A 24,589-nucleotide genomic window follows, 5' to 3' on the forward strand; every position below is an offset into this window, starting at 1 on the left:
AGAGAATCGCTCCCATTCAAGTCGGCATCGCTGCCGACGCACCATTCGGGAGCCGTTTGATGATCCTCCGCCTTCACCCGCTCGCCCTGGCCTGCCTGGCCGTCAGCACCACCTCGGCCCTCGCCGCTCCGCTGGAGCTGCAGGAAACCGTCGTCACCGCCAAAGGTTACGAGGCCGCGGCGCAGGACATTCCTCAGGCCATCGAAGTGCTGCAGCCACACCCGGCGCAAGGGGCCGAGCCGGCCGGCAGCCTGTTCCGCGGCAAGCCCGGGCTCGCCGTGCACAGCGACGGCGCCTGGGGGCAGAATCCGGTGCTACGCGGCATGAAGAAGGAAAGCGTGGTGTTGATGGTTGACGGCGTACGGGTCAACTCCGGCCAGCCGCAAGGCTCGTTGGCCTCGCAGCTCGATCTCGGGCTATTGGAACGCGCCGAAGTGGTCAAGGGTCCGGGCTCGGTGCTGTACGGCAGCGGCGCCATGGGCGGGGTGGTCAACCTGATCACGCCACAGGCGCGCTTCACCGAGCAGGACGAACGCAGCGGCCGCTTCTCCACCAGCGCCAGCAGCGTCGACAAAGGCTTTACCGGCGCTACGCTGCTGCGCGACTCCAGCTCCGATCATGCCCTGGTGCTGGGCGTTGCCGGGCGCAAGGTCAGCGACTACAAGAGCCCCAGTGGCACCGAGAAGAACACCGGGTACAGCTCCGACACCCTGCTGTTCAAGTACAAGCAACGCCTGGCCGAGGATGTCAGCGTCAACCTGAATGTCCAGCGCCACACCGACCGCGACGTCTGGTACCCGGGCTCGGCGCGTACCGGCGGGCAGCCGGGCGGCGCCGGCATCCCGGTCCCACTCGGCACCGCGACCATCCATTCGCCGGAACAGCAGCGCGAGCTATTCCAGATCGGCCTGGAAAATGGCCTCGGTGAAGGCACTCTGGCCACCGAACTCTATCGGCAGGAGGTCTACCGCGAGATACGTGCCTACTCCGAGCGGCTCGATCGCGACTATGTACGCAACAACGTCAGCTTCATCACCCACGGGCTGCGCTCGAGCTGGGTAGTGCCGATCGCCGATCACCTACTGACGGTGGGCGTCGACGGCTGGAAAATGACCGGCGATCCAGAGCGCTACGTGGATGGCCCGCCGACCTTCAACAACAACCAGCGCAACGACCCCTTCAAGGACGCCGAGATCGAATCCTACGGACTGTTCCTACAGGACGAGTTCGACATTGGCCAGACGCAGTTCACCGCGGGAGCCCGCTACGACCGCATCAGCGCCGATGCCCGCGTCAAGGGCAACGGCCCATCGCTGAAAACCAGCGGTTTGAACAGCACCGACCATAACCTGTCGTGGTCGCTGGGCGCGCTGCACCCGCTGACAGACACCCTCAACCTCTATGCCAACATCGGCCAGGCCTACCGCGCCGCCGACATGCGCGAGCGCTACGACGACGCGCCGCGCGGTGACGGCTATTTTCACCTCGGTAATCCGCAGCTGGATGCCGAACGCTCCACCAGCTTCGAGCTCGGGCTCAAGGGCGACGATGGTGATTTTACTTATCAGTTGGCGGCCTTCCACACCCGCATCGACGATTACATCGCCGGCCGTGTGACCGGCACCAACGCGCCCAACGGGCTGCCGATCAAGCGCACCGAGAACCTCGATGAAGTGGTGATCTATGGCCTTGAAGGCAGCGCCAGCAAGGGCGTCGGCGCTTTCGTGGTGGACGGCAGCTTCACTTGGCTGCGCGGGGAGAACAAACAGGACGACGAACCACTGCACCAGATGCCAGCCCACGAGTTGACCCTGGGCATCGGCCAGCCAGCCGAGCGCGGCCTCTACTGGCATGCGCAGCTGCGTGCCGTCGCTGAGCAGGATCGTGTAGCGACCGAGTTCACCCGCGGCGGCGAGGACCGTACCGCAGGCTTCGTTACCGCCGATGCCAGCCTCGGCTGGGGCTTCGGCAATATCGGCGTGCTGCAGAGCGCCAACCTCGATGCGCGCCTGAGCAACCTGTTCGACAAGGCCTACCACGAGCATCTGGCTGATGGCATCAGCGGTAACGAACTGGAAGCTCCCGGACGCGGCATCACCGTTGCACTGAGCGGGAGCTTCTGATGCTCCGCCACCTACTGATGGTTCTCCTGCTGGTAGCTGGCGCGCCGGCACTGGCAGACAAGCTGCCGCGCCTGGTCCTGGCCGGCCCCTCCTCTTCAGTGTCGAATCCGCTGATCCACATGGTCGAATCCGGTGCGCTGGACGACCTGGCGGACAAGGTGGAGTTTGTCAGTTGGCGCGATCCCGACCAGCTGCGCCTGCTGGCGCTGAACCAGCAGGCGGACGTGCTGGCCATGCCGGTCAACGTCGCCGCCAACCTCTACAACCGCGGCGCCAAGCTGCGCATGCTCAACGTGTCGACCTGGGGTCTGCTCTGGCTGGTGTCCCGCGAACAGGGCCTGACCACCCTGGACGACCTGCGCGGCAAGGAAATCACCATGCCGTTCCGTGGCGACATGCCGGACATTCTTTTCGGCCTGCTGGCCGAGCGTGCCGGCATCGATGTGCGTAAGGACCTGCGCCTGCGCTACGTCGCCACCCCCATCGACGCCATGCAGCTCTTGCTGATGCGCCGTACCGATCACGCGCTGCTGGCCGAGCCGGCCATTTCCATGGCGCTGCGTAAGGCCAGCGAAGGGCCGCTGAGACTGATCGCGCCGGACCTGTATCGCAGCGTCAATTTGCAACAGGAATGGGGCCGCCTGCTACAGCGCGAAGCGCGTATACCGCAGGCCGGCATCGCGCTGATGGCCAGCGTGAAAGACCAGCCGCAGATCACCGCCCGGATCGCCCAGGCCTACGCCGACTCGCTGCAATGGTGCAGCACCAACGCCGAGCGCTGCGGCCAGCTGGTCGCCAGTCATCTGCCGATGCTCAGCGCCGAAGCGGTAATCGATTCGTTGGCGGTGGCACAGATGGAAGCAGTGTCCGCTGCCGAGGCACGGGCGGAAGTCGAGTATCTGTTCGAGCTGCTGTTGCAAAAGAATCCGGCGCTGATCGGCGGCAAGCTGCCTCCGGATGACTTCTACTCGCCAGTCAGCGATCAGCCATGAGCCTGCTGCGCAGCTGGTTGACCAGCCTGCCCGGCTATCTGTGGAGCGGCTGGGGCGCGCTGGCCAGCCTGTTTCTGCTGCTGGCGGGCTGGGAGGCAGTCGCCAGTCACTATGGCGCGCTGGTTCTGCCGGCGCCGCTGGACACTTTTTCCCGTCTACTTCAACTGATCGATGAAGGTGCCGCCTGGCCGGAGCTGTTAGCCACCAGTCGCCGGGCCCTGCTTGGTTTCGCTCTTTCCGTGGTGGTCGGCAGCGTGATGGGGCTTGCCGCCGGGGTTTCCATGACCGCCTCGATGATGGCGCGGCCGTTGATCACCGTACTCATGGGCATGCCGCCAATCGCCTGGCTGGTACTGGCAATGCTCTGGTTCGGCGCCAGCGACGGCACCCCGGTGTTCACCGTGTTCATCGCCAGCTTTCCGCTGGTATTCGTCGGCGCGCTGCAAGGCACCCGCACACTGGATAACCAACTCAAGGACATGGCCCTGGCATTTCGCCTGCCACGGAAGATGCTGTTGTTCGATGTCTATCTGCCCCACGTCGTCTCCTACCTGTTCCCCGCCTGGATCACCGCACTCGCCATGGCCTGGAAAATCGTGGTGATGGCCGAACTGCTCGCCACCCAGGATGGTGTCGGCGCCGCGCTGGCGGTGTCGCGCTCGCACCTTGATACCAGCGCCACCATGGCTTGGATCACCGCGGTGGTCGGTCTGCTGCTGGCGGTGGAGTACCTGCTGCTGGAACCGATCAAGCGCGAAGTCGAGCGCTGGCGCGAGGTGTCCTCATGACGCAATTGCACATCCACGGCCTGGCCCACGCCTTCGGCCGCGACGAGATATTCAGCGGCATCAACTTCAACCTGGCCGCGGGCGAAGTGGTCGCCTTGGTCGGCCCCTCCGGCTGCGGCAAGACCACCCTGCTGCATCTTTGCGCGGGGCTGCTGGACGTGCAGGAAGGTCGCATCGACAACGGTTTCGGCAACCCCGCCAGCATGTTCCAGCAACCGCGGCTGCTGCCGTGGAAAACCACGCTCGACAACATCGCCCTGGGGCTCAAGGCGGCAGGTATGCCGCGACAGAAACGTCTGCAGCAGGCCGGTACCCTGGCGCTGCGCCTGGGCCTCGCCAGCGGCGATCTCGGCAAGTTTCCGCATCAGCTTTCCGGCGGCATGCAGAGCCGCGTGTCGCTGGCGCGGGCACTGGTGCTGCAGCCGGACCTGCTGCTGCTCGACGAACCCTTCGCCGCGCTGGATATCGGCCTCAAGGAAGACCTCTACGCCCTGCTGCTGGCCGAGCAGGCCGCACGCGGCATGGGCGTGCTGATGATCACCCACGACCTGATGGAAGCCGTGCGCCTGGCTGACCGCATCCTGGTCATGGCGGCGGCGCCGGGGCGCATCGTCAGCCACCTGGAGCTGGATCTGCCAGCCGTACAGCGCAACGATGCCTGGATCTACCAGCACACCGCCGAGCTGCTGCAGTTGCCGGCCGTACGTGAGAGTTTCGGCCTGGCCACCCGCGCGCCGCAGACCTTGCCTGGCGCCGCCAAATTCGCGATTCGCGAGGCGGCACCCTTACCCCTCGCCAGCAGAGCACGCTCACGATGCTGAAAACCTTATCGCCGCGACTCGCCAACTGGTCGCTGCTGCTGTGCAGCTTCCGCCCGCTGTTTCTCGCCACCGTGCTGCTGGCTGTGGCCGGCATCGCACTCTGGCTGGGCTTTTTCGGGTTCGGGTTGCCGCTGCCAGGCGTGCCGGGTGGACCAATGGTCTGGCATGCCCACGAAATGCTGCTCGGCTTCGGCCTGGCGGCGGTCGCCGGCTTCGTTCTCACCGCGGTGCCGGAATTCACTGCTACCGCAGCGTTCGGTCGGCGTGTGGGCTTCGGCTTTCTGCTGCTGTGGCTAGCCGCCAGGCTGAGCTTCTGGCTTTCCGGCGTTATGGGGCCGTGGCCGGCGGCGCTGTTCAACAGTGCCTTCGCCATCGCTCTGCTTGTGCTGCTCACACCGCGCCTGCTGGGCGACCCGCTGCGTCGGCAGTACGGCTTCTTCGGCGGGCTCGGCGCGCTGGCGCTGGTGACCGTGGGCTTTCATTTCGATGCCGTCGGCGGCCGATACCCGATGCGCTGGCTGTACGCTGGCATCGGCGTGATGATGGTGCTGATCGTGGTCGCCATGAGCCGAATCTCCATGCGCATTCTCAACGACGCCATCCAGGCACGCCGGAATGCCGGGCACGACGTGGACGACGACTACCGCGCGCGTCCGCCACGACGCAACCTGGCGATCTTCTGCATCAGCCTGTTCACTCTCGCCGAATGGCTGGCACTGCCGGCCCCGCTGAACGGCTGGCTGGCCCTGGCCACAGCCGCCGCCCTGTTCAATCTGCTCAACGACTGGCACATCGGCCGGGCGCTGCTGGAGCGCTGGTCGCTGATGCTCTACAGCGTCTACTGGCTGATGGCGCTGGGCTATGGCGCACTGGGTGTCTCGCTGCTAGCGGACGGCTTTGTCAGCAGCGCCGGCCGCCATCTGCTGACACTCGGGGCCATGGGCGTCTCGATTCTCGCGGTGCTGTGCATCGCCGGGCGTACCCACAGTGGCTATACACTGGATCAGCGGCGCTGGGTGCCGACCGCCACCGGCCTGCTGATGTTTGCCGCGCTGCTGCGCGCAAGCGCCGGCCTGCCTGGCGCACCGGTGCCGCTGCTGAACATGCTCGCCGGGCTCGGTTGGCTGGCTGCTTTCGGCCTGGCATTGCGCTACCTGGCACCGATCTGGCTGCGCCCGCGCCCGGACGGTGGTACGGGATGTGAAGAACCGATGGATGAACACAGCACGGGTTCGGGCTGCCGGACCTGAGCGGTGATCGGCAACCGGACGCGGTATTCGCTGCAGGCGAACAGACAACCGAGCCGTGAATGCGGGCTCGGGGACGGAGAAGGCGCGGCGGTGGATAAGCTTCGCGTTATTCACCCTACCGCTCTGCGGCAGGGGACAATTCATCTGAAACGAAAAGGGCGCATCGATGCGCCCTTTTCGTTTTGCGGCTCAAACCATCATCAGGTATGTGCCGAGGGCGGCACCAGCACCTTGCGGCTGTCGATCACCTGACGCCAGGTGGGATTGCCAGCGGTTTCATCCATCGCCTGCTGCATCGCACGAATACGGCGCTTCTCGGCGCGGCGGCTGAGGTACCAGGCGAGAAAGGTAGCCAGCGAAACGCTGAGCAGGATCAGACTCGCCACCGCGTTGATCTCCGGTTTCACGCCCAGGCGCACGGCGGAGAAGATCTCCATCGGCAGAGTGGTCGAGCCGGGACCGGAGACGAAGCTGGCCAGTACCAGATCGTCCAGCGAGAGGGCAAAGGAGAGCATGCCGCCGGCCGCCAGCGAGGGCGCGATCATCGGCATGGTGATCAGGAAGAACACCTTCCACGGCCGCGCTCCGAGGTCCATCGCCGCTTCCTCGATGGACAGGTCCAGCTCGCGCAGGCGCGCCATCACCACTACCGCGACGTAGGCCGAGCAGAAGGTGGTGTGGGCGATCCAGATGGTGACGATGCCGCGCTGGGCAGGCCAGCCGATCAGCTGCGCCATGGCCACGAATAACAGCAGCAACGACAGACCGGTGATTACTTCCGGCATCACCAGCGGCGCCGTGACCAGGCCGCCAAACAGGGTGCGCCCGCGAAAGTTGGGGATTCGCGTCAGCACGAAGGCGGCCATGGTGCCCAGCGCGACTGCAGCAATGGCGGTGTAGAACGCGATTTCCAGCGAACGCATGACCGCGCCCATCAGCTGGCTGTTGTCCAGCAACCCGGCATACCACTTCAGCGACCAGCCACCCCACACCGTCACCAGCCGTGAGGCGTTGAAGGAGTAGATCACCAGCAGCACCATCGGCAGGTAGATGAAAAACAGCCCGAGCACCAGGATCAGGTTGGAAAAGCTGTAACGCTTCATAGCTTGCCCTCCAGTTCCTTGGTTTGGTTGCGGTTGAACAGAATGATCGGCACCAATAGGATCGCCAGCATCACCACCGCCAGTGCAGACGCTACCGGCCAGTCGCGGTTATTGAAGAACTCCTGCCACAGCACCTTGCCGATCATCAGCGTCTCCGGCCCGCCAAGCAGCTCCGGAATGACGAACTCGCCCACTACCGGAATGAATACCAGCATGCAGCCGGCGATGATGCCGTTTTTGGACAGGGGCACCGTGATCTTCCAGAAACTGGTCAGGTTGCGCGCGCCCAGGTCAGACGCGGCCTCCAGCAGGCTGAGGTCATGCTTCACCAGATTGGCGTAAAGCGGCAGGATCATGAACGGCAGGTAGGAATACACCACGCCGATGTAGACGGCGAGATCGGTGTTGAGGATGCGCAGCGGTTCGTCGATGAGGCCCAGGCCCTGCAGCAGTCCGTTAAGAATGCCATTGCTGCTGAGGATGCCCATCCAGGCATAGACGCGAATCAGGATCGCCGTCCAGGTCGGCATCATGATCAGCAGCAGCAGCACGGTCTGCAGATCCTTGCGCGCCCGAGCGATGGCGTAGGCCATCGGATAACCGACCAGGAGGCAGATCAGCGTACTGAAGAAGGCGATGCGCAGCGAACCGGCGTAGGCCGCCCAGTACAGATCGTCTTCGCTGAGGAACACATAGTTGCCCAGGTTGATGATGATCTGCAGCTGCTGCTCGGCATAAGCAAACACCTCTGTATAGGGCGGAATCGCCACATCGGCTTCGGCGAAGCTGATCTTCAGCACGATCACGAACGGCAGCAGGAAAAACAGCGCCAACCAGAGGAAGGGAACGCCGATGACCAGCCGACGGCCCGGGTTCAGCCGCGAGCGCCTCATGCCTGCAACACCACGCCGCTGTCGTCCCACCAGTAGACGAACACTTCCTGCTCCCAGGTTGGCAGCTTCACATGGCGTTCGGCGTTAGCCATGAATGCCTGCAGAATGCCGCCGGACGGCATCTGGATGTAATAAACCGAATGTCCGCCCAGATAGGCGATGTCGTAGACGATGCCCTTGGCCCAGTTGTAACCGGGTCGCTGCAGGTCGGGCAGCTCGGTGCCGATCAGCAGCTTTTCGGGGCGTATCGCATAGGTGATCTGCTTGTCCTGGGCGCGGGTGCTGATGCCGTGGCCGACGTAGATCGGGTTTTCCAGGCCAGGACAGGCAATCACGGCATGATCTTCCAGGTCTTCGATGAGTTCACCGTCGAACAGGTTGACGTTGCCGATGAATTCGCAGACCAGCCGACTGGCCGGCGTCTCGTAGATGTCCATCGGGCTGCCGACCTGGGCAATCCAACCCAGGTGCATGATGGCAATGCGTTCGGCCATGGTCATGGCCTCTTCCTGATCGTGGGTGACCATCACGCAGGTGACCCCGACCCGCTCGATGATCTGGACCAGTTCCAGCTGCATCTGCGAGCGCAGTTTCTTGTCCAGCGCGCCCATGGGCTCGTCGAGCAAAAGCAGCTTGGGTCGCTTGGCCAGCGAGCGCGCCAGGGCGACACGCTGGCGCTGACCGCCCGAGAGCTGGTGCGGCTTGCGCTTGGCGTACTGGCTCATCTGCACCAGTGTGAGCATCTCATCGACGCGGGTCTGCACTTCGTCCTTTGACAGCCCGTCCTGCTTCAAACCGAAGGCAATGTTCTGCGCTACGGTCATGTGCGGGAACAGCGCGTAAGACTGGAACATCATGTTGATCGGCCGCTCGTACGGCGGCATATCGGTGATGTCCTGGCCGTCGAGGAAGATCCGCCCTTCGGTGGGCCGTTCGAAGCCAGCCAGCATGCGCAATAAAGTGGACTTGCCCGAGCCGGAACCTCCAAGCAGGGCAAAGATCTCGCCCTGGTGAATGCTCAACGAGACATCATCAACCGCCACCGTTTCGTCGAACTTCTTGGTGACGCGGTCGATCTTCAGCAGCACCTGCTTGTTCTGGCTCTCACCGGTGAGGGCCTTTTTGTAGGCGCTGGAGGCAACGGCCATGCGCGAACTCCCGATTGAAAATAATGGACCCGGACAACCCGGAAATGTCATGGAGCGCGGGCAACACGGGCGCCGAATAGCGATCCGTGTCGCCCGGTGTGGCTATTGACCGGACTTGATCTTGGTCCAGGTACGGGTCATCAGGCGGATGATCTTCTGCGGCAGCTCGGCCGAGACGTACAGGCGATCCAGCACCGCTTGCGGCGGATAGACCGACGGATCATTGCGAACCTCCTGGTCCATCAGTTCACCCGCCTTGATGTTGGGGTTGGCATAGCCAACATAGTCGCTGACCGACGCGATCACCTCGGGCTCGAGCAGATAGTTGATGAAGGCATGGGCTTCCTCGACATTCTGAGCGTCGACCGGGATGGCCAGCATGTCGAACCAGAGATTGCCGCCCTCTTTAGGAATCGTGTAGGCGATGTCGATGCCCTTGTCGGCTTCGTCGGCGCGCGCCGCCGCCTGGAAGATGTCTCCGGAGAAGCCCGCGGCTATGCAGATGTTGCCGTTAGCCAGGTCCGATATGTATTTGGATGAGTGGAAATAGCGGACGTAGGGGCGTATTTCGAGCAGTTTGGCTTCAGCTTTGGCGTAATCGTCCGGATCGGTGCTGTTGGGGTCCAGGCCAAGGTAGTTGAGCATCGCCGGGATCATTTCATCAGGCGAGTCGAGTAAGGCGATGCCGCAACCGGCAAGCTTCTTGGCGTTTTCCGGCTCGAACAGCACCGCCCAGGAATCGACCTTCTCGATGCCCAGCGCAGCCGTCACCTTTTCGACGTTGTAGCCGATGCCATTGGTGCCCCAAAGATAGGGCGCGGCATAGGCATTGCCCGGGTCGTTTTTCTCGAGCTGCTTGAGCAGCGCGGGGTCCAGGTGTTGCCAATTGGGCAACTTGCTCTTGTCCAGTTTCTGGAAAGCGCCAGCGCGAATCTGTTTGCCGAGGAAATGGTTGGAAGGCACCACCACGTCATAGCCAGTCCGGCCAGCGAGCAGTTTGCCTTCAAGGGTTTCGTTTGAATCGAACACGTCATAGATCGGCTTGATGCCGGTCTCTTTCTCGAACTCTTCCAGCGTTGTTTCGCCGATGTAATCGGACCAGTTGTAGATATGCACCGTGGCAGCCTGAGCGGACGCAGCACCGCTGACCGCAGCGGCGATAAGAAGCGACTTCAATGTCGAACGCATGAGAGTGTCCTCTTGGTGCAGACCGCGCGATCAGTGGGCGAAAGGCGGGCTATTTATTGGAAAAACCTCTAAAAATCAACTGGCACGGCGCAACAAACGAGACGGTCACGCCCAAAGGTGGCACCACAGCGGACCGCAAGCCAGCGTTGCGGGTCCGTACTTCGCCTCTTGCAAAGGTTTGTGAAGCCTCGCCATGCCCGCAAGCAGGCCTGGCGAGGCGGCTGGATCAACGACCGGATTTGATCTTGGTCCAGCTGCGAGTCATGGTGCGCTGGGTTTTCGAGTCGAGATCCGGGAAGGTGTAGAGCTTCTGCAGGACGGCCTGGCTGGGGTAGATGCCCGGGTCGGTGCGGATTGCCTCGTCCACCAGCGGGGTCGCTGCCGCGTTGCTGTTGGGGAACTGCACGTAGTTGGTGATGTTGGCCATCACGTCCGGCTTCATCAGGTAGTTGAGGAACACATGGGCGTTTTCGACGTTTTTCGCATCAGCCGGGATCGCCAGCATGTCGAAGAAGGTGCCGGCGCCTTCCTTGGGAATGTTGTATTTGACCTTGACCTCGTCGCCGGCTTCTTCTGCACGCGCCTTGGCCTGGTAAATGTCACCGGAGTAGCCGATGGCGACGCAGACGTTGCCGTTGGCCAGATCGGAGATGTACTTCGAAGAATGGAAATACGCCACGTTCGGACGGATCTGCATGAACAGCTCTTCGGCCTTCTTCAGCTCGTCCTTGTTGGTGGTGTCAGGCTTGTAGCCCAGGTAATGCAGCGCAGCGGGAAGGATTTCGGTGGGCGAATCGAGGAATGAGACACTGCAGGATTTCAGCTTTTCCATATTCTCCGGTTTAAACACCAGATCCCAGGAATTGACCGGCGCGTCTTCGCCCAATGCGGCCTTCACCTTCTCCGGGTTGTAACCGATGCCGATGGTGCCCCACATGTACGGCACTGCGTACAAGTTATCCGGATCGCTCGGCTGCAGTGCCTTGAGCAGGTCCTTGTCGAGGTTCTCCCAGTTCGGCAGCTTGCTCTTGTCGAGCTTCTGGAACACGCCGGCCTTGATCTGCTTCGCCAGGAACGGGTTGGACGGTACGACGACGTCATACCCTGAGCTGCCGGCCAGCAACTTGGCTTCCAGCACTTCGTTGCTGTCGAATACGTCGTAGACGACCTTGATGCCGGTTTCCTTGGTGAAGTTGTCCAGCGTGTCTTCGGCAATGTAGTCGGACCAGTTGAATACGTGCAGCACCTTCTCTTCGGCCTGGGCAGCGCCGGCGACCGCTCCAGCCAGCGTCATCGCAAGTAGGGTCTTGGCAAAGGTTTTCATCCGTGCAGCTCCTGTTGTAGTCATCTGTTGGGCTGTGGGCAGCTCACACTGGCCGGCGTCTATGCCGTCCTGTTGCGCCTGGTGCAGCTAGTGGCTATGCCGGCATCGACACACCCTCGGTAGGTCAGGCCAAGCACGCGCGCAGTCTGGCAAGGTCGATGGCAGTTTTTCAACAGCTTGCATGCGCTTCGCTTACATGCGTTCAACGCCCTATCAGGCACCAGTAGCATCCTGCCGGCGCCCGCCCCACTAACCTCGCGCATCTTTCAAGGTCGCGTCCAGGCACAGCTTGACCTTGCCGATCAGCTCGTCGATCTGCTCCTCGTTGATCACCAGCGGTGGTGAAATGATCATGGTGTCCCCCACGGCGCGCATCACCAGACCATTGCGGAAGCAGTGCTCGCGACAGAGCATGCCCACGCCAGGGTCAGCGAAGCGTTCACGGGTCTTCTTGTTTTTCACCAGTTCCAGCGCGCCAAGCATGCCGACGCCTCGGGCCTCACCTACCAGCGGGTGCTCGACCAGCTCACGCCAGCGAGATTGCAAATAAGGTGCCGTCTTGCTTTTCACCCGCTCGACGATCTTTTCCTCGCGCATGATGCGGATGTTTTCCAGCGCCACCGCGGCCGCTACCGGATGCCCGGAGTAGGTGAAGCCGTGGTAGAACTCGCCGCCTTCGTTGAGCGTGTGCACCACTTCGTCGCGCACTACCACGCCGCCCATGGGCAGATAACCGGACGTCAGGCCCTTGGCGATCGGCATCAAGTCCGGTGCGTTGCCGTAATGGTCGCTGCCGAACCACTCGCCGGTGCGGCCGAAGCCACAGATCACTTCGTCAGCGATGAACAGGATGTCGTAGCGGGCGAGGATTTCGCGAATCTTGGGCCAGTAGCTGTCCGGCGGAATGATCACGCCGCCGGCGCCCTGGATCGGCTCGGCAATAAAGGCGGCGACCTTGTCTTCGCCGACGTCGAGGATCTTCTGCTCCAACTGCTGGGCGACGCGGACACCGAATTCCTCCGGATCCAGATCACCGCCCTCGCCGAACCAGTAGGGCTGGTCGATGTGCTCGATGCCCGGGATCGGGCCATCGCCCTGCTCGTGCATGGCCTTCATACCGCCAAGGCTGGCGCCGGCGATGGTCGAGCCGTGATAGCCGTTCCAGCGGCCGATTACGACTTTCTTCTGTGGTTGGCCCTTGATTGCCCAGTAATGACGCACCATGCGCAGCACGGTGTCGTTGGCTTCCGAGCCGGAGCCGGTAAAGAACACATGGTTCATGCCTTCCGGCGCGATCTCGGCGATAGCCTTGGCCAATGCCAGCGCTGGCGGGTGGGCGGTCTGGAAAAACAGGTTGTAATAAGGGAGTTCGCGCATCTGCCGGGTGGCCGCCTCGACCAGTTCTTCGCGGCCATAGCCGAGGTTGACGCACCAGAGCCCGGCCATCGCATCGAGGATCTTGTGGCCTTCGCTGTCCCAGAGGTAGACACCCTCGCCCCGCGTGATGATGCGCGTGCCCTTGGCGTTCAGCGCCTTGAAGTCGGTGAACGGCGGCAAGTGATGGTCGCGGCTCAGGGCTTGCCATTGCAGGGTTTGCGAATCGCTCATCAGTCACCTCTTTTAATTCGTAATTTTCGATGGTGAAAAATCTCATCCATCAGAAGCCTTCGGCGAAACATAGGGTGGATCACGCCTCATCGATCCACCGGGTGGCGAACCCCTCTACGGAGCCACGGTGGATGAGAAAAGCGTCATCGACCCTACGACTTCCTTTACACCGAGAGCATCAGAAATTCCCGCTCCCACGAGCTGATGACCCGGTGGTAGTTTTCCTGCTCGGCGCGCTTGACCGCGATGTAGCCGGTGATGAATTTGGGGCTCAGGTACTTCTCCAGCGAGCGGCAGTTCTCCATACGTTCCAGTGCCGCTTCGAGCGTGAGCGGCAGGCGCAGGTTGCGGCGCTCATAGCCGCGACCCTTGACTGGTTGACTCGGCCGCAGCTCCTCGACCATGCCGATATAGCCGCACAGCAGGCTCGCCGCGATGGCCAGATACGGATTGGCATCGGCGCCCGGCAGACGGTTCTCGACGCGGCGGTTCTGCGGATCAGAATCCGGAACCCGCAGGCCTACGGTGCGATTTTCCTCGCCCCATTCGACGTTGACTGGCGCCGAGGTGTCCGGCAGGAAGCGGCGGAACGAATTGACGTTCGGCGCAAACAGCGGCAACAGCTCGGGAATGTATTTCTGCAGGCCACCGACGTGGTGCAGGAACAGCTGGCTCATGGTGCCGTCGCTGTTGGAAAAGATGTTGCGCCCGGTTTCGATGTCCACCACGCTCTGGTGCAGATGCATGGCGCTGCCCGGCTCGCCGGTCATGGGCTTGGCCATGAAGGTGGCCGCCACGTTGTGCTTGAGCGCCGCCTCGCGCATGGTGCGCTTGAACACCAGAATCTGATCGGCCAGGTGCAGCGCCTCGCCATGACGGAAGTTGATTTCCATCTGTGCGGTGCCTTCTTCGTGGATCAGCGTATCCAGATCCAGCCCCTGGGCTTCGCACCAGTCGTACATGTCTTCGAACAGCGGGTCGAACTCGTTGGCCGCGTCGATGGAGAACGACTGTCGGCCCGTCTCCTGCCGGCCTGAACGCCCGATCGGCGGCTGGAACGGCAGGTCCGGGTCTTCGCAGCGCTTGGTCAGGTAGAACTCCATCTCTGGCGCGACAATAGGCTGCCAGCCCCGATCGGCATACATCTTCAACACCCGCTTGAGGATGTTGCGTGGCGAGATCTCGATGGGGTTGCCCATCTTGTCATAGGTGTCGTGGATCACCTGCGCAGTCGGCTCGATGGCCCAGGGCACCAGGAACACGGCATCGGGATCGGGACGGCAGAACATGTCGATATCCGCAGGGTCGAGCAGCTCGTAATAGATATCGTCCTCGACGTAGTCGCCGGTCACGGTCTGCAGCAGCACGCTTTCCGGCAGACGCATGCCCTTCTCACCAAGGAATTTGTTGGTGGGTGAAATTTTGCCGCGGGCGATGCCGGTCAGGTCGCTGATCAGGCACTCCACCTCGGTGATCTTGCGTTCTTTCAGCCAGCCGGTAAGCTGGTCGAGCTTGCTGGACATATCGACCTCAGAAATTAATGAAACGAGCGCCGAACCGGCCCGCGCTCAGCGCCGTCCTGCGCGTTCCTGGCAAGCCTGGGCAAACCCCTTGAACAACGCCAGGTAATAAGGATGCTCATGCACCTTCCATTCCGGGTGCCACTGCACGCCGAGGGCAAAGCTTCGCGCACCGTCGACGGAAAACGCCTCGATCAGCCCATCGGGTGCCAGCGCCTCGATGCGCAGGCCCTCGCCGAGCCGCTCGACGCCCTGCCCGTGCACCGAATTGACATCAATCTGCGCGGGTAACCCGAGGCGCTGCAGCAATCCGCCCGGTTGGACGTGCAACGGATGACTTAGACCGTACTGCACCTCGACTGGATCCTCGGCGCGCTCACGGTGATCGGCATAAGGCCCGGCCTCGTGAACCTTCTGATGCAGGCTGCCGCCAAAAGCGACGTTCATTTCCTGAAACCCGCGGCAGACGCCGAATACTGGAACACCCGCATCCACCGCCGCACGAATAAGCGGCAGCGTCAGTTGATCACGTAAGGGGTCATGGGCCGTGCCCTCGGTGCTGGCCGGGCCTCCATAATGGTGCGGTTCGACGTTGGAGGGTGAGCCGGTAAAGAGTAGGCCGTCTACGCAATCTAAAAGCGCAGCAGGGTCGATCAGATCGCCGAGCGCCGGGATGACTAACGGCATGCCGGCTACAGCCGCCGCGCGCAGGTACTTATCACCGGCTATGTGGAAGCTGTGGTGGCCGATCTGCCTGGTACAGGCGGAAACGCCGATCAATGGCACGCGAGGCATGGGATACTCGTCTTTCCAGATGGGGCTCGTCGGAGAGTAGTCTTGTTCGTTTTTATAGACAATAGCCGAGGGTTGCCGCTTCGCAAAGCCATGTAAGCGGTTCGGGATCGTTCGCCGGATTGCCCCGAAAACGCCCATTGCGGGCCTCGAAGGGGCATTTCGAGGCGCTATTGACAGCGGCAGGGCTTTTCGATTGACTCCAAGGCAAGCTGTTTGATGATTGAAATTTTTAACAATTAAGGTGCTTCATCATGCTTCCGCCGCCGCGTGCCGTTCAGCTCAACGAAGCGAACGCATTTCTAAAGGAACACCCGGAGGTCCAGTACGTCGACCTGCTGATCGCAGACATGAACGGTGTCGTCCGGGGTAAGCGCATCGAGCGCGCCAGCCTGCACAGGGTGTATGAAAAAGGCATCAATCTGCCGGCTTCGCTGTTCGCCCTCGACATCAATGGCATCACCGTGGAGAGCTCCGGGCTGGGGATGGACATCGGCGACTCTGACCGTACCTGTTTCCCCATTCCCAACACGCTGAGCAACGAGCCCTGGCAGAAACGCCCGACCGCCCAGCTGTTGATGACCATGCACGAGCGTGACGGCTCGCCATTCTTCGCCGACCCACGGGAAGTGCTGCGCCAGGTCGTGAGCAAGTTCGATGAACTGGGCCTGACGATCTGCGCCGCTTTCGAGCTGGAGTTCTACCTGATCGATCAGGAGAACATCAACGGCCGACCGCAGCCACCGCGCTCGCCGATTTCCGGCAAGCGCCCGCACTCCACTCAGGTCTATCTGATCGACGATCTGGATGAATACGTCGACTGCCTGCAGGACATCCTCGAGGGTGCCAAGGAGCAGGGCATCCCCGCCGACGCCATCGTCAAGGAAAGCGCGCCGGCGCAGTTCGAGGTCAACCTTCATCACGTCGCTGACCCGATCAAGGCTTGCGACTACGCCGTATTGCTCAAGCGCTTGATCAAGAACATCGCCTACGACCATGAGATGGACACCACCTTCATGGCCAAGCCCTACCCGGGCCAGGCGGGCAACGGGCTGCACGTGCACATCTCGCTGCTGGACAAGAACGGCAACAATATTTTCGCCACCGGCAATCCGCTGGAAAGCGAAACGCTGCGCCACGCCATAGGCGGCATTCAGCAGACCATGGCCGCCTCCATGGCCTTCCTCTGCCCCAACGTGAACTCCTATCGCCGCTTCGGTGCCCAGTTCTACGTACCGAACGCGCCCTGCTGGGGCCTGGACAACCGCACCGTGGCGCTGCGCGTGCCGACCGATAGCGCCGACGCCGTGCGCATCGAGCACCGGGTTGCCGGTGCAGACGCCAACCCCTACCTGCTGCTGGCCAGCGTGCTGGCCGGCATTCACCACGGGCTTACCAACAAGATCGCGCCGGACGAACCGATCGAGGGCAACTCCTACGAGCAGGTCGAACCGAGCCTGCCATCCAACCTGCGCGATGCGCTGCGCGAGCTGGACGACAGCGAGATCATGGCGCGCTATATCGACTCCACGTACATCGACATTTTCGTCGCCTGCAAGGAAAGCGAGCTAGCCGAGTTCGAACACTCGATCTCCGACCTTGAATACAACTGGTACCTGCACACCGTCTAATGCCTCGCCCCGTACCGCTGGGTGCGGGGCCGGTCGGATCTGGAACAGCAGTCGCTCTAGCTCAGCGGTCGCTCAGCCGAGTGACGCGAGCCTGCCGCAACGTGGCAGGCGTGAACCGCACACTTCAGGCCGTTGCATCTGTTGGCAGGCTGGCATCCAATACGGTCATGAGCACAGCCGAATCAACCCCGTGTACACCGCCCAACCGTAAACCTCGCGCCAGCAGTCAGGCGCGGATTGCGCAGATTCTTGCGGCTGCGCGAGAACTGCTCGCCGATGCAGGCGTGGCCGGGCTTTCGATCTATAGCGTGGCTGATCGCGCAGCGATTCCACCCTCATCGGTTTACCACTTCTTTGCCAGCGTGCCGGCTCTGCTCGAGGCGCTCACCGCTGATATTCACGCCGCCTTCCGTGCCAGCCTGCAGGAGCCGGTGGAGCACAATGCTCTCAATAGCTGGCACGACCTCTCGCGGCTCATCGAGCAACGCATGCTAGCCATCTATCAGGCCGATGCCGCAGCTCGGCAGCTGATCCTTGCGCAGCACGGTCTGGCAGAAGTCACCCAGGCTGACCGTCAGCACGACATCGAACTCGCCGGGTTGATGCGGGTCCTCTTTGAACGACACTTCGAGCTGCCGGTGCTGCCCAGCGAGGTGGAGGTTTTCGCCTTGGCGATAGAGCTTGGTGATCGCGTCTATGCGCGCTCGGTGCTCCTGCATGGCGCCATCACGCCACGCATGGCCGAGGAAGGCATGCGGGTATTCGACGCGTATCTGGGTCTGTATCTGCCGCCTTTTCTCCCAAAGCGAGTCGCACCGATTTAATCGATATTTATCGGTCTAAAAAGCGCCAAGATCACCACATATCGACAAAAAGCACTTTTCATCCCGATAACTATCGAATAGATTTCGCCATGCCCGACCTGGGCTGCCCTTACGCCAGCATCCGCGAGGTTCTTCATGTCCCGTATCGTCACCGTTGCCGCTACCCAGATGGCCTGTTCCTGGGATCGCCAAGCGAATATCGCCAATGCCGAGAAGCTGGTCCGCGAGGCAGCAGCCAAGGGCGCACAGGTGATCCTGATTCAGGAGCTGTTCGAGACGCCGTACTTCTGCCAGAAGCCGAATCCTGAGTACCTGCAGCTGGCCACTTCGGTGGAAGACAACCCGGCCGTCCAGCATTTCCAGAAGGTGGCGGCGGAGCTGCAAGTGGTGCTGCCGGTGAGCTTCTTCGAACTGTCCGGACGCGCGCGCTTCAACTCGATCGCCATCATCGACGCCGACGGCAAGGTGCTCGGGGTATACCGCAAGAGCCATATCCCGGACGGTCCCGGCTACCACGAGAAGTATTACTTCAACCCGGGCGACACCGGTTTCAAGGTCTGGAACACCCGTTACGCCAAGATCGGCGTGGCCATCTGCTGGGACCAGTGGTTCCCCGAAACCGCGCGCAGTATGGCGCTAATGGGTGCAGAACTGCTGTTCTACCCGACGGCGATTGGCAGCGAGCCGCACGATTCGAGCATCACCTCGCGCGACCACTGGCAGCGTGTACAACAGGGCCATGCCGGCGCTAACCTGATGCCGCTGATTGCCAGCAACCGCATCGGCCGCGAAGAGCAGGACGGTTACGACATTACCTTCTACGGCTCGTCGTTCATTGCCGATCAGTTTGGCGCCAAGGTCGAGGAGATGGACGAGACCAGTGAAGGCGTGCTGGTGCACCAGTTCGATCTCGATCAGCTCGAGCATGTCCGCAGCGCCTGGGGTGTGTTCCGGGATCGCCGCCCGAACCTGTATAGCCCGATCAAGACGCTGGACGGTTCGCTGGAGTCCTGAGCCTGGCCTCTCATCGGTAAAGGCTTCAGCCGCACCACACGTTGCGGCTGAACGCCATCTGCCGTGGTCACATATATCGCCTCCAATAAACGGCCGTTCACATCCGGCCACGACAGATTGCCGCCTCCAGGTAGACCAATGACCACTCTGACCACGACGCCGCGTGCCGACGACTATCACATGCCTGCCGAGTGGGCGCCGCACAGCCAGACCTGGATGGTCTGGCCGCAGCGCCCGGACAACTGGCGCGACCAAGGCACGCAGGCGCAGGCGGCCTTTACCGCAGTAGCCAAAGCCATCGCGCGGTTCGAGCCGGTTACGGTCTGCGCCACCGCCGAGCAGTACGTGGCGGCGCGTGAACAACTCGACGATCCGCGTATCCGCGTGGTGGAGATCAGTAGCGATGATGCCTGGGTGCGTGACACCGGCCCGACCTTCGTGATCAATGGCAAGGGCGGCCTGCGCGGCGTCGACTGGACGTTCAACGCCTGGGGTGGGCTGAACGGCGGGCTCTATGAAGATTGGCAGCGCGACGACGAGGTGGCGCAGAAGATCCTCGAAATCGAACGCTGCGACCGCTACCGCACCGAGGGCTTCGTCCTCGAAGGCGGCTCGATTCATGTCGATGGTGAAGGCACGCTGATTACCACCGAAGAGTGTCTGCTCAACCACAATCGCAACCCGCATCTTTCTCGTAAAGAGATCGAACGGACGCTCGCCGATCATCTGGCGATCGACAAGGTCATCTGGCTGCCGCACGGCCTGTTCAACGATGAAACCGACGGCCATGTGGACAACTTCTGCTGTTTCGTTCGCCCGGGCGAAGTGCTGCTCGCCTGGACCGACGACCGCGACAATCCCAACTACGAACGCTGCCAGGCCGCGATGCAGGTGCTCGAGGCGGCAACCGACGCCTGGGACCGTCCGCTGATCGTGCACAAGATGCCGATTCCGGGGCCGCTGCATGCCACCGAAGCCGAATGCGCCGGCGTGGTCCCGCTGGTCGGCAGCCAGCCGCGCGATCCATCGATTCGTCTGGCCGGCAGCTACGTGAACTTCCTTATCGTCAACGGCGGCATCATCGCACCCTCGTTCGACGATCCGCTCGATGCCGAAGCCGAAGCTATTCTCGGCCGACTGTTTCCGCAGCATCAGGTGGTCATGGTGCCGGGTCGCGAAATCCTGCTTGGCGGTGGCAACATCCACTGCATCACTCAGCAGCAGCCCGCCGCATCGAGCCGTACGTCGACGTAACAATCAGCACTGGAGTCCTTGCATGCGTTTCGCAACCCTTCTGTGGTGCGTGTTGCTGGCACCCTCCGTCCAGGCGCTTGAGGCCTATTCGTGTCGCAACGGCTTTTTCCCGGCGTTTGCCGGTCAGGTGCGCCACGCTGAAATAACCGCCGATGCGGGCGAACGGGTGCACTTCAGGGACGATGCCGCCGGTTGCCCTGATAACGCGTCCTGCGTACAGAAAGCCTATCTCATAGATGGCGACAGGCTGCTGCTCGGCAAACAGACGGCCGGCTGGGCCTGCGTCTGGTACTTCGCCGAGAAGCGCGAGTTCGTCGGGTGGTTGCCGGTGCGTAACCTTACTGTCGATCCTCCGGCGCCTAAGCCCACGGCTGACGACTGGACCGGCCGCTGGGAGCCCATCGCCGGCGGCAACACCATTGTCATTGCCAAGCCTTCGCCTGATGCGCCACTAGCCGTCGAAGGGCAGGCCATCTGGCAAGGCGGGCTTAACGGCTTCGGCGAGCGGGTCGTGCACCTCGGCGCCTTCTCAGGCAGGGCTTGGCCCGCAGGCGATCTGCTGCAGGTCGCCGAGGGCGATGGTGATTACGACTGCAGCGTTACCCTGCAATACGTTACCGGTAACCTAGTCGTCACCGACAACAGCCACTGCGGCGGAATGAACGTGCGTTTCGACGACGTCTACCGCAAAACCCCCTGAGCGCTTCGCACTGTCGCGTGCTTGAAGCGCAGCCGATTTGGTCTAGAGTTCAGAGCTTTAGTGATCTCGAGACCGACCCAGCAACCACCCGTGCCGATCACCCCGCCAAACAGGAAAACCTGCTGTGCTGATGCCTCGTTCTGCCCTGCCGGCTCTGCTGCTCCTTGCGCTTTTCACCAGCGGTTGCGATGACGAAAGCGACCCAGGCTCCGATCCCAGCACTGGATACGTCCCGCCGTCCCTGGAGCAGCTTCCGGACTGCGACACGATCGCCGCCACGCTTGGGCCGATGGTCGAAGGCATGAAACTAGTCGAAGAAGAAGGCGGTGGGCGCTACGACAATGTGAGTGTCTACGGCATCGGCTGTACCTGGCTATCTCCGGAAATGCAGTCTGGTAACGCGTTCGAGATGGTAAAGGGGGGCGGTTTAACGATTGCGATCAGTGTTGACCAGGAGCCGTCGGACGCCACGCTGCTTCGGCAGATGGGGATGGTCTATGACGATCACAGGGTCGAACACATCGGCGGATTCGTCATAGATCTGAGCAAGCAGTTGGATCCCGCTGCCCAGCTGAGCATCATCGGCCCGCAGGTAGTTGTCGGCCGCGTCACCATTACCGTTGCGGCAGGCGGCGTCGCGCTGCAGAAGGTCGAGAGCATGCAGGGCATCACCAACGACCAGGCGATCAGAGGTGCGGTTGCCGTTCACAACATGCTTCGTTGAAGTTCGCGAAGTCGAGATAACGACGTTAAACACATCAGGCGCTGGCCAGCGCAGTGAATCATCAACTCAGTACTGACAAACATCCAAACAAAAGGAGCGAACATGTCTTTAGCAACAGGTCTGCAAGCGCTGTCGGTGGCCGGCGCACTCATGCTGGTCAGCCTCAGTGGGCAGGCTCAAGAGCCGAACCAGCAGATCATGCCGAACATGCACACCCAACTGGCCAACTTCGGCGGCGCCATGCACGCAACCGCCAAGGTCTGCGGAGACTATTCAGACAACCAGCTGGCCGAGCAAAAAGAGAAGCAAAGAGCCCTTTCGATCCAGAGCGGCATGAAAGCAGCCGCTTTTGACGAAGCCTTCGATGCCGGCGAAAAAAAGGCGACGGCGAAATGGGCAGCCATCCCGGCGTCGGAACATCAGGCGAAATGCGACGAGTTCAAACAAGAGATGGAAGCGTTAGGGCGGCAATTCACACAATGACTGCGCCCGCGGCCGGTGGATGTATCATCGGTCACGGCGGGCGGCTTCAATCTTTCATAAAGCAACTCAGGACACGATGACCTGATTCTTGCCCAAACGTTTGGCGGTATACATCGCCGCATCGGCTCGCGCGAACATGGCGCTGAGGTCGGGGTCGCTGGCTCTCAGGTAGGTCACGCCCAGGCTGATCGTGACGCCAAAACGCTGCCCATCAGGGCTGGTGAAGACCAGCCGCTGAATCTCGCGCTGCAAGCGTTCGGCGATCTGCTCGGCGAGATCGGGCTGACAGCCTGGAAGCAGTAACGCGAATTCCTCGCCGCCGATCCGGCCAAACAGATCTCCCCGGCGCAACACCGACGAGCCGCACTGGGCCACGCGCTGCAGTACCTGATCACCCATCTGGTGTCCGTGGGTATCGTTGATTCGCTTGAAATCATCGATGTCCAAGAGCTGGAACGCCATCGGCGTCGCGTACTGCCGGGCGAGATCGAACTCACGCTGGGCACATTCGAAGAAGTACCGCCGGTTGCTGCTCTGGGTCAGCACGTCAACGGTGGCCAGACGCTGCAGCTCACCTTCGAGCTGCTTCTTATCCGTGATGTCTTCGGCGATGCCAACGATGATCGGCCCGTGCAAGCTGTCCGCGTTACGTGCGATGAAGCACTTGTCGCTGAGCCAGCGCAGCTGTCCGTCGGTGCGGATGATGCGGTACTCGCGCGCTTCGACCGCCCCCTTGTCGAGCACGTCGAGCATGCTCTGCTGGGCATATTCCAGATCATCCGGGTAAATGCTGTTGCGCCACTCGCCAAAGTCCGACAGCAGCAAGGCGGCGGAGCGCCCGAAGACCTGCTCGTAAGCCGGGCTGACGTAGATCATCTGTTGCGCCTGCCAATCGAATGCCCAAAGCACCGCATTGACAGCTCCCATCAGGGTGCTAAACAGCTGCTCGCGCTCACTCAAGCGCTCGACTTCGGCACGCGCATGCATCAGTGCCAAAAGGGTTTGCGCCTCGGTCGGCGGCAGAATCCCTCCTCTCGTTTCGCTTCGCTGCTTCACCAGATTCATACCCGCTTCCAAAACATGACGTCAGGCACCGGCGGAGACCCGCTGGGTAACTGTCGCAAGAGCACCAGAATGCAGTTCAGAGAGTGGCAGGCAGGCAAAGTTCCGGGCGGCGCGCGCGTCACAGCTCGCGCCGATCAGAGGTCAGGCATGGGCGACAGCCGGCCGCAGCGAGTAGGTTCGCAGATGCTCGGCAAACTCGCGCAATGACTGAATACCGCTGGCTTCCGCGTCCTGCACCCACTGCTTGATCGCGGCCAGCATCTCATGCCCGTTGGCACTGGTGCGGGTCCAGATCTGCTGCAGCGCCAGGCGCTGCTCGTAGATCACCCGCAACGACTGACTCTGCTCCAGGATCACTTCGATGCGCGCCTGCTGATCGTGCTGCAGCAGGCTAGGCTCGCGCGACAACAACCGCTTGGCGCGGCGGAACTGATGCCGCACAGAGGCATCGGCGCGCTGCAGTTCCAGCTGTACCAGCGGCTTGATCACCAGCTTGCGGTATTGCGCCATGATCTGGAAACGGTTGTTGAGGATGGCCATGGCGCTGTCCATGTCCAGCTGATGCTTGGGCGTGACGCGGTGCGCGATGGGTGCGGTGCGATTCACTTTCGCCAGGCCAAAGAGGCTGAACAGCTTGATCCAGGCCCAGCCCATGTCGAACTCCCACTTGCGCACCGAGAGTTTGGCCGAGTTCGGATAGGTGTGATGGTTGTTATGCAGCTCTTCACCGCCGATCAGGATGCCCCAGGGCACCAGGTTGGTCGCCGCGTCACGGCATTCAAAGTTGCGATAACCCACTGCATGTCCCAAGCCGTTGACCACGCCGGCGGCCCACAGGGGAATCCAGATCATCTGCACCGCCCAGACGGTCAGGCCGATCACGCCGAATAGCGCCAGATCGACGCCGAGCATCAGCACGATGCCGAGGTTGGGGAAGCGGGAGTACAGGTTGCGCTCGACCCAATCATCCGGGCAGTTCTTGCCGTAGATGCGCAAGGTTTCCTCGTTCTTCGCTTCTTCCATATACAGCTCGGCGCCGCGACGCAGCACGGTACCCAGCCCCTTCTGCACGGGGCTGTGCGGATCATCCGGGGTTTCACACTTGGCGTGATGCTTGCGGTGGATGGCGGTCCACTCGCGGGTATTCATCGCCGTGGTCAGCCACAACCAGAAGCGGAAGAAGTGCCTGAGCGCCGCATTCAGCTCGAGTGAACGGTGAGCCGAATAACGGTGCAGATAGACGGTGACCGCAACGATGGTGACATGAGTCAGAACCAGCGTGGACGCCACGACGTGCCAGGCGGAAAGGTCGAGAAAACCGGTGTACCACATAGTGTCGCTGCC

General features: G+C 62.0%; 22 protein-coding genes. 12 read left to right on the forward strand and 10 right to left on the reverse strand.

The features are described from left to right. Window positions 1-59 precede the first annotated feature (59 nt). The 5 genes from BUE09_RS03910 to BUE09_RS03930 are packed head-to-tail and all read left to right on the forward strand — an operon-like array spanning window position 60 to window position 5,974. Window positions 60-2,123, forward strand: a complete 2,064-nt coding sequence (locus BUE09_RS03910; protein ID WP_073299368.1) for a TonB-dependent receptor plug domain-containing protein — start codon at window positions 60-62, stop codon at window positions 2,121-2,123. After that, window positions 2,123-3,115, forward strand: coding sequence for an ABC transporter substrate-binding protein (locus tag BUE09_RS03915; RefSeq protein WP_073299369.1), 993 nt, complete (start codon window positions 2,123-2,125; stop codon window positions 3,113-3,115). The genes BUE09_RS03910 and BUE09_RS03915 overlap by 1 nt, the downstream gene beginning before the upstream one ends. Further along, window positions 3,112-3,903, forward strand: coding sequence for an ABC transporter permease (locus BUE09_RS03920; RefSeq protein ID WP_073299370.1), 792 nt, complete (start codon window positions 3,112-3,114; stop codon window positions 3,901-3,903). The genes BUE09_RS03915 and BUE09_RS03920 overlap by 4 nt, the downstream gene beginning before the upstream one ends. After that, entirely contained in the window at window positions 3,900-4,724 is an 825-nt protein-coding gene (locus BUE09_RS03925; RefSeq protein ID WP_073299371.1) for an ABC transporter ATP-binding protein, read from the forward strand. The genes BUE09_RS03920 and BUE09_RS03925 overlap by 4 nt, the downstream gene beginning before the upstream one ends. Next, on the forward strand, window positions 4,718-5,974 hold the full coding sequence (locus BUE09_RS03930) for an NnrS family protein (RefSeq protein WP_073299372.1): 1,257 nt from the start codon (window positions 4,718-4,720) through the stop codon (window positions 5,972-5,974). The genes BUE09_RS03925 and BUE09_RS03930 overlap by 7 nt, the downstream gene beginning before the upstream one ends. A 200-nt stretch (window positions 5,975-6,174) precedes the next feature. Here BUE09_RS03930 and BUE09_RS03935 read toward each other — a convergent pair whose 3' ends face one another. From BUE09_RS03935 to BUE09_RS03970, 8 genes are all read right to left on the reverse strand, one after another. Continuing rightward, window positions 6,175-7,077 (reverse strand): ABC transporter permease subunit, encoded by a 903-nt coding sequence (locus BUE09_RS03935; RefSeq protein ID WP_073299373.1) that lies wholly within the window; start codon window positions 7,075-7,077, stop codon window positions 6,175-6,177. After that, window positions 7,074-7,970, reverse strand: a complete 897-nt coding sequence (locus BUE09_RS03940; RefSeq protein ID WP_073299374.1) for an ABC transporter permease subunit — start codon at window positions 7,968-7,970, stop codon at window positions 7,074-7,076. The genes BUE09_RS03935 and BUE09_RS03940 overlap by 4 nt, the downstream gene beginning before the upstream one ends. Continuing rightward, window positions 7,967-9,118, reverse strand: coding sequence for a polyamine ABC transporter ATP-binding protein (gene potA / locus BUE09_RS03945; protein WP_073299375.1), 1,152 nt, complete (start codon window positions 9,116-9,118; stop codon window positions 7,967-7,969). The genes BUE09_RS03940 and potA overlap by 4 nt, the downstream gene beginning before the upstream one ends. 102 nt (window positions 9,119-9,220) lie before the next feature. Next, window positions 9,221-10,306, reverse strand: a complete 1,086-nt coding sequence (locus tag BUE09_RS03950; RefSeq protein ID WP_073299376.1) for a polyamine ABC transporter substrate-binding protein — start codon at window positions 10,304-10,306, stop codon at window positions 9,221-9,223. 226 nt (window positions 10,307-10,532) lie between these two features. Next, the gene (locus BUE09_RS03955) at window positions 10,533-11,630 is read right to left on the reverse strand and encodes a polyamine ABC transporter substrate-binding protein (RefSeq protein WP_073299377.1); all 1,098 of its coding nucleotides are present in this window, start codon (window positions 11,628-11,630) and stop codon (window positions 10,533-10,535) included. 249 nt (window positions 11,631-11,879) lie between these two features. Continuing rightward, a complete protein-coding gene (locus BUE09_RS03960; RefSeq protein WP_073299378.1) occupies window positions 11,880-13,238 on the reverse strand; it encodes an aspartate aminotransferase family protein in 1,359 nt (452 codons plus the stop codon). Between the two features lie 164 nt (window positions 13,239-13,402). Continuing rightward, window positions 13,403-14,761 (reverse strand): glutamine synthetase family protein, encoded by a 1,359-nt coding sequence (locus BUE09_RS03965; protein WP_073299379.1) that lies wholly within the window; start codon window positions 14,759-14,761, stop codon window positions 13,403-13,405. 45 nt (window positions 14,762-14,806) lie between these two features. After that, window positions 14,807-15,553 carry a gamma-glutamyl-gamma-aminobutyrate hydrolase family protein gene (locus tag BUE09_RS03970; RefSeq protein WP_073299380.1) on the reverse strand — a complete coding sequence of 249 codons (747 nt, stop codon included), beginning with the start codon at window positions 15,551-15,553 and terminating at the stop codon, window positions 14,807-14,809. Window positions 15,554-15,804: 251 nt separating this feature from the next. Between BUE09_RS03970 and BUE09_RS03975 the strand changes: the two genes are divergently transcribed. From BUE09_RS03975 to BUE09_RS04005, 7 genes are all read left to right on the forward strand, one after another. Next, complete coding sequence (locus BUE09_RS03975) at window positions 15,805-17,181, forward strand: glutamine synthetase family protein (RefSeq protein WP_019340805.1); 1,377 nt, start codon at window positions 15,805-15,807, stop codon at window positions 17,179-17,181. Between the two features lie 167 nt (window positions 17,182-17,348). Continuing rightward, complete coding sequence (locus BUE09_RS03980; RefSeq protein ID WP_073299381.1) at window positions 17,349-18,005, forward strand: TetR/AcrR family transcriptional regulator; 657 nt, start codon at window positions 17,349-17,351, stop codon at window positions 18,003-18,005. A gap of 135 nt (window positions 18,006-18,140) precedes the next feature. Next, window positions 18,141-19,019 (forward strand): N-carbamoylputrescine amidase, encoded by an 879-nt coding sequence (gene aguB / locus BUE09_RS03985; protein ID WP_073299382.1) that lies wholly within the window; start codon window positions 18,141-18,143, stop codon window positions 19,017-19,019. A 138-nt stretch (window positions 19,020-19,157) separates the two neighbouring features. After that, window positions 19,158-20,273: an agmatine deiminase gene (gene aguA, locus BUE09_RS03990; protein ID WP_073299383.1), complete on the forward strand. Its 1,116-nt coding sequence runs from the start codon at window positions 19,158-19,160 to the stop codon at window positions 20,271-20,273. A 22-nt stretch (window positions 20,274-20,295) separates the two neighbouring features. Next, window positions 20,296-20,973: a hypothetical protein gene (locus BUE09_RS03995; protein WP_073299384.1), complete on the forward strand. Its 678-nt coding sequence runs from the start codon at window positions 20,296-20,298 to the stop codon at window positions 20,971-20,973. 130 nt (window positions 20,974-21,103) lie between these two features. Further along, complete coding sequence (locus BUE09_RS04000; RefSeq protein WP_231975550.1) at window positions 21,104-21,697, forward strand: lytic murein transglycosylase; 594 nt, start codon at window positions 21,104-21,106, stop codon at window positions 21,695-21,697. A gap of 150 nt (window positions 21,698-21,847) precedes the next feature. Continuing rightward, complete coding sequence (locus tag BUE09_RS04005) at window positions 21,848-22,180, forward strand: hypothetical protein (protein WP_231975551.1); 333 nt, start codon at window positions 21,848-21,850, stop codon at window positions 22,178-22,180. A 66-nt stretch (window positions 22,181-22,246) separates the two neighbouring features. On the opposite strand, the gene BUE09_RS04010 is transcribed toward BUE09_RS04005, so the two are convergent. Together BUE09_RS04010 and desA are read right to left on the reverse strand one after the other, a co-directional pair. Further along, entirely contained in the window at window positions 22,247-23,245 is a 999-nt protein-coding gene (locus BUE09_RS04010; RefSeq protein WP_073299387.1) for a GGDEF domain-containing protein, read from the reverse strand. Window positions 23,246-23,386: 141 nt separating this feature from the next. Beyond that, complete coding sequence (desA, locus tag BUE09_RS04015) at window positions 23,387-24,577, reverse strand: delta-9 fatty acid desaturase DesA (RefSeq protein WP_073299388.1); 1,191 nt, start codon at window positions 24,575-24,577, stop codon at window positions 23,387-23,389. Between the last annotated feature and the right edge of the window lie 12 nt (window positions 24,578-24,589).

This window comes from Stutzerimonas xanthomarina DSM 18231 (genome assembly GCF_900129835.1).
GTDB classification, from domain to species: Bacteria; Pseudomonadota; Gammaproteobacteria; order Pseudomonadales; family Pseudomonadaceae; genus Stutzerimonas; species Stutzerimonas xanthomarina.

Coding starts and splice junctions, on each gene's coding strand:
- BUE09_RS03910 (WP_073299368.1), top strand. CDS start 60: ATGATCCTCCGCCTTCACCCGCTCGCCCTGGCCTGCCTGGCCGTCAGC.
- BUE09_RS03915 (WP_073299369.1), top strand. CDS start 2,123: ATGCTCCGCCACCTACTGATGGTTCTCCTGCTGGTAGCTGGCGCGCCG.
- BUE09_RS03920 (WP_073299370.1), top strand. CDS start 3,112: ATGAGCCTGCTGCGCAGCTGGTTGACCAGCCTGCCCGGCTATCTGTGG.
- BUE09_RS03925 (WP_073299371.1), top strand. CDS start 3,900: ATGACGCAATTGCACATCCACGGCCTGGCCCACGCCTTCGGCCGCGAC.
- BUE09_RS03930 (WP_073299372.1), top strand. CDS start 4,718: ATGCTGAAAACCTTATCGCCGCGACTCGCCAACTGGTCGCTGCTGCTG.
- BUE09_RS03935 (WP_073299373.1), bottom strand. CDS start 7,077: ATGAAGCGTTACAGCTTTTCCAACCTGATCCTGGTGCTCGGGCTGTTT.
- BUE09_RS03940 (WP_073299374.1), bottom strand. CDS start 7,970: ATGAGGCGCTCGCGGCTGAACCCGGGCCGTCGGCTGGTCATCGGCGTT.
- potA (WP_073299375.1), bottom strand. CDS start 9,118: ATGGCCGTTGCCTCCAGCGCCTACAAAAAGGCCCTCACCGGTGAGAGC.
- BUE09_RS03950 (WP_073299376.1), bottom strand. CDS start 10,306: ATGCGTTCGACATTGAAGTCGCTTCTTATCGCCGCTGCGGTCAGCGGT.
- BUE09_RS03955 (WP_073299377.1), bottom strand. CDS start 11,630: ATGAAAACCTTTGCCAAGACCCTACTTGCGATGACGCTGGCTGGAGCG.
- BUE09_RS03960 (WP_073299378.1), bottom strand. CDS start 13,238: ATGAGCGATTCGCAAACCCTGCAATGGCAAGCCCTGAGCCGCGACCAT.
- BUE09_RS03965 (WP_073299379.1), bottom strand. CDS start 14,761: ATGTCCAGCAAGCTCGACCAGCTTACCGGCTGGCTGAAAGAACGCAAG.
- BUE09_RS03970 (WP_073299380.1), bottom strand. CDS start 15,553: ATGCCTCGCGTGCCATTGATCGGCGTTTCCGCCTGTACCAGGCAGATC.
- BUE09_RS03975 (WP_019340805.1), top strand. CDS start 15,805: ATGCTTCCGCCGCCGCGTGCCGTTCAGCTCAACGAAGCGAACGCATTT.
- BUE09_RS03980 (WP_073299381.1), top strand. CDS start 17,349: ATGAGCACAGCCGAATCAACCCCGTGTACACCGCCCAACCGTAAACCT.
- aguB (WP_073299382.1), top strand. CDS start 18,141: ATGTCCCGTATCGTCACCGTTGCCGCTACCCAGATGGCCTGTTCCTGG.
- aguA (WP_073299383.1), top strand. CDS start 19,158: ATGACCACTCTGACCACGACGCCGCGTGCCGACGACTATCACATGCCT.
- BUE09_RS03995 (WP_073299384.1), top strand. CDS start 20,296: ATGCGTTTCGCAACCCTTCTGTGGTGCGTGTTGCTGGCACCCTCCGTC.
- BUE09_RS04000 (WP_231975550.1), top strand. CDS start 21,104: ATGCCTCGTTCTGCCCTGCCGGCTCTGCTGCTCCTTGCGCTTTTCACC.
- BUE09_RS04005 (WP_231975551.1), top strand. CDS start 21,848: ATGCTGGTCAGCCTCAGTGGGCAGGCTCAAGAGCCGAACCAGCAGATC.
- BUE09_RS04010 (WP_073299387.1), bottom strand. CDS start 23,245: ATGAATCTGGTGAAGCAGCGAAGCGAAACGAGAGGAGGGATTCTGCCG.
- desA (WP_073299388.1), bottom strand. CDS start 24,577: ATGTGGTACACCGGTTTTCTCGACCTTTCCGCCTGGCACGTCGTGGCG.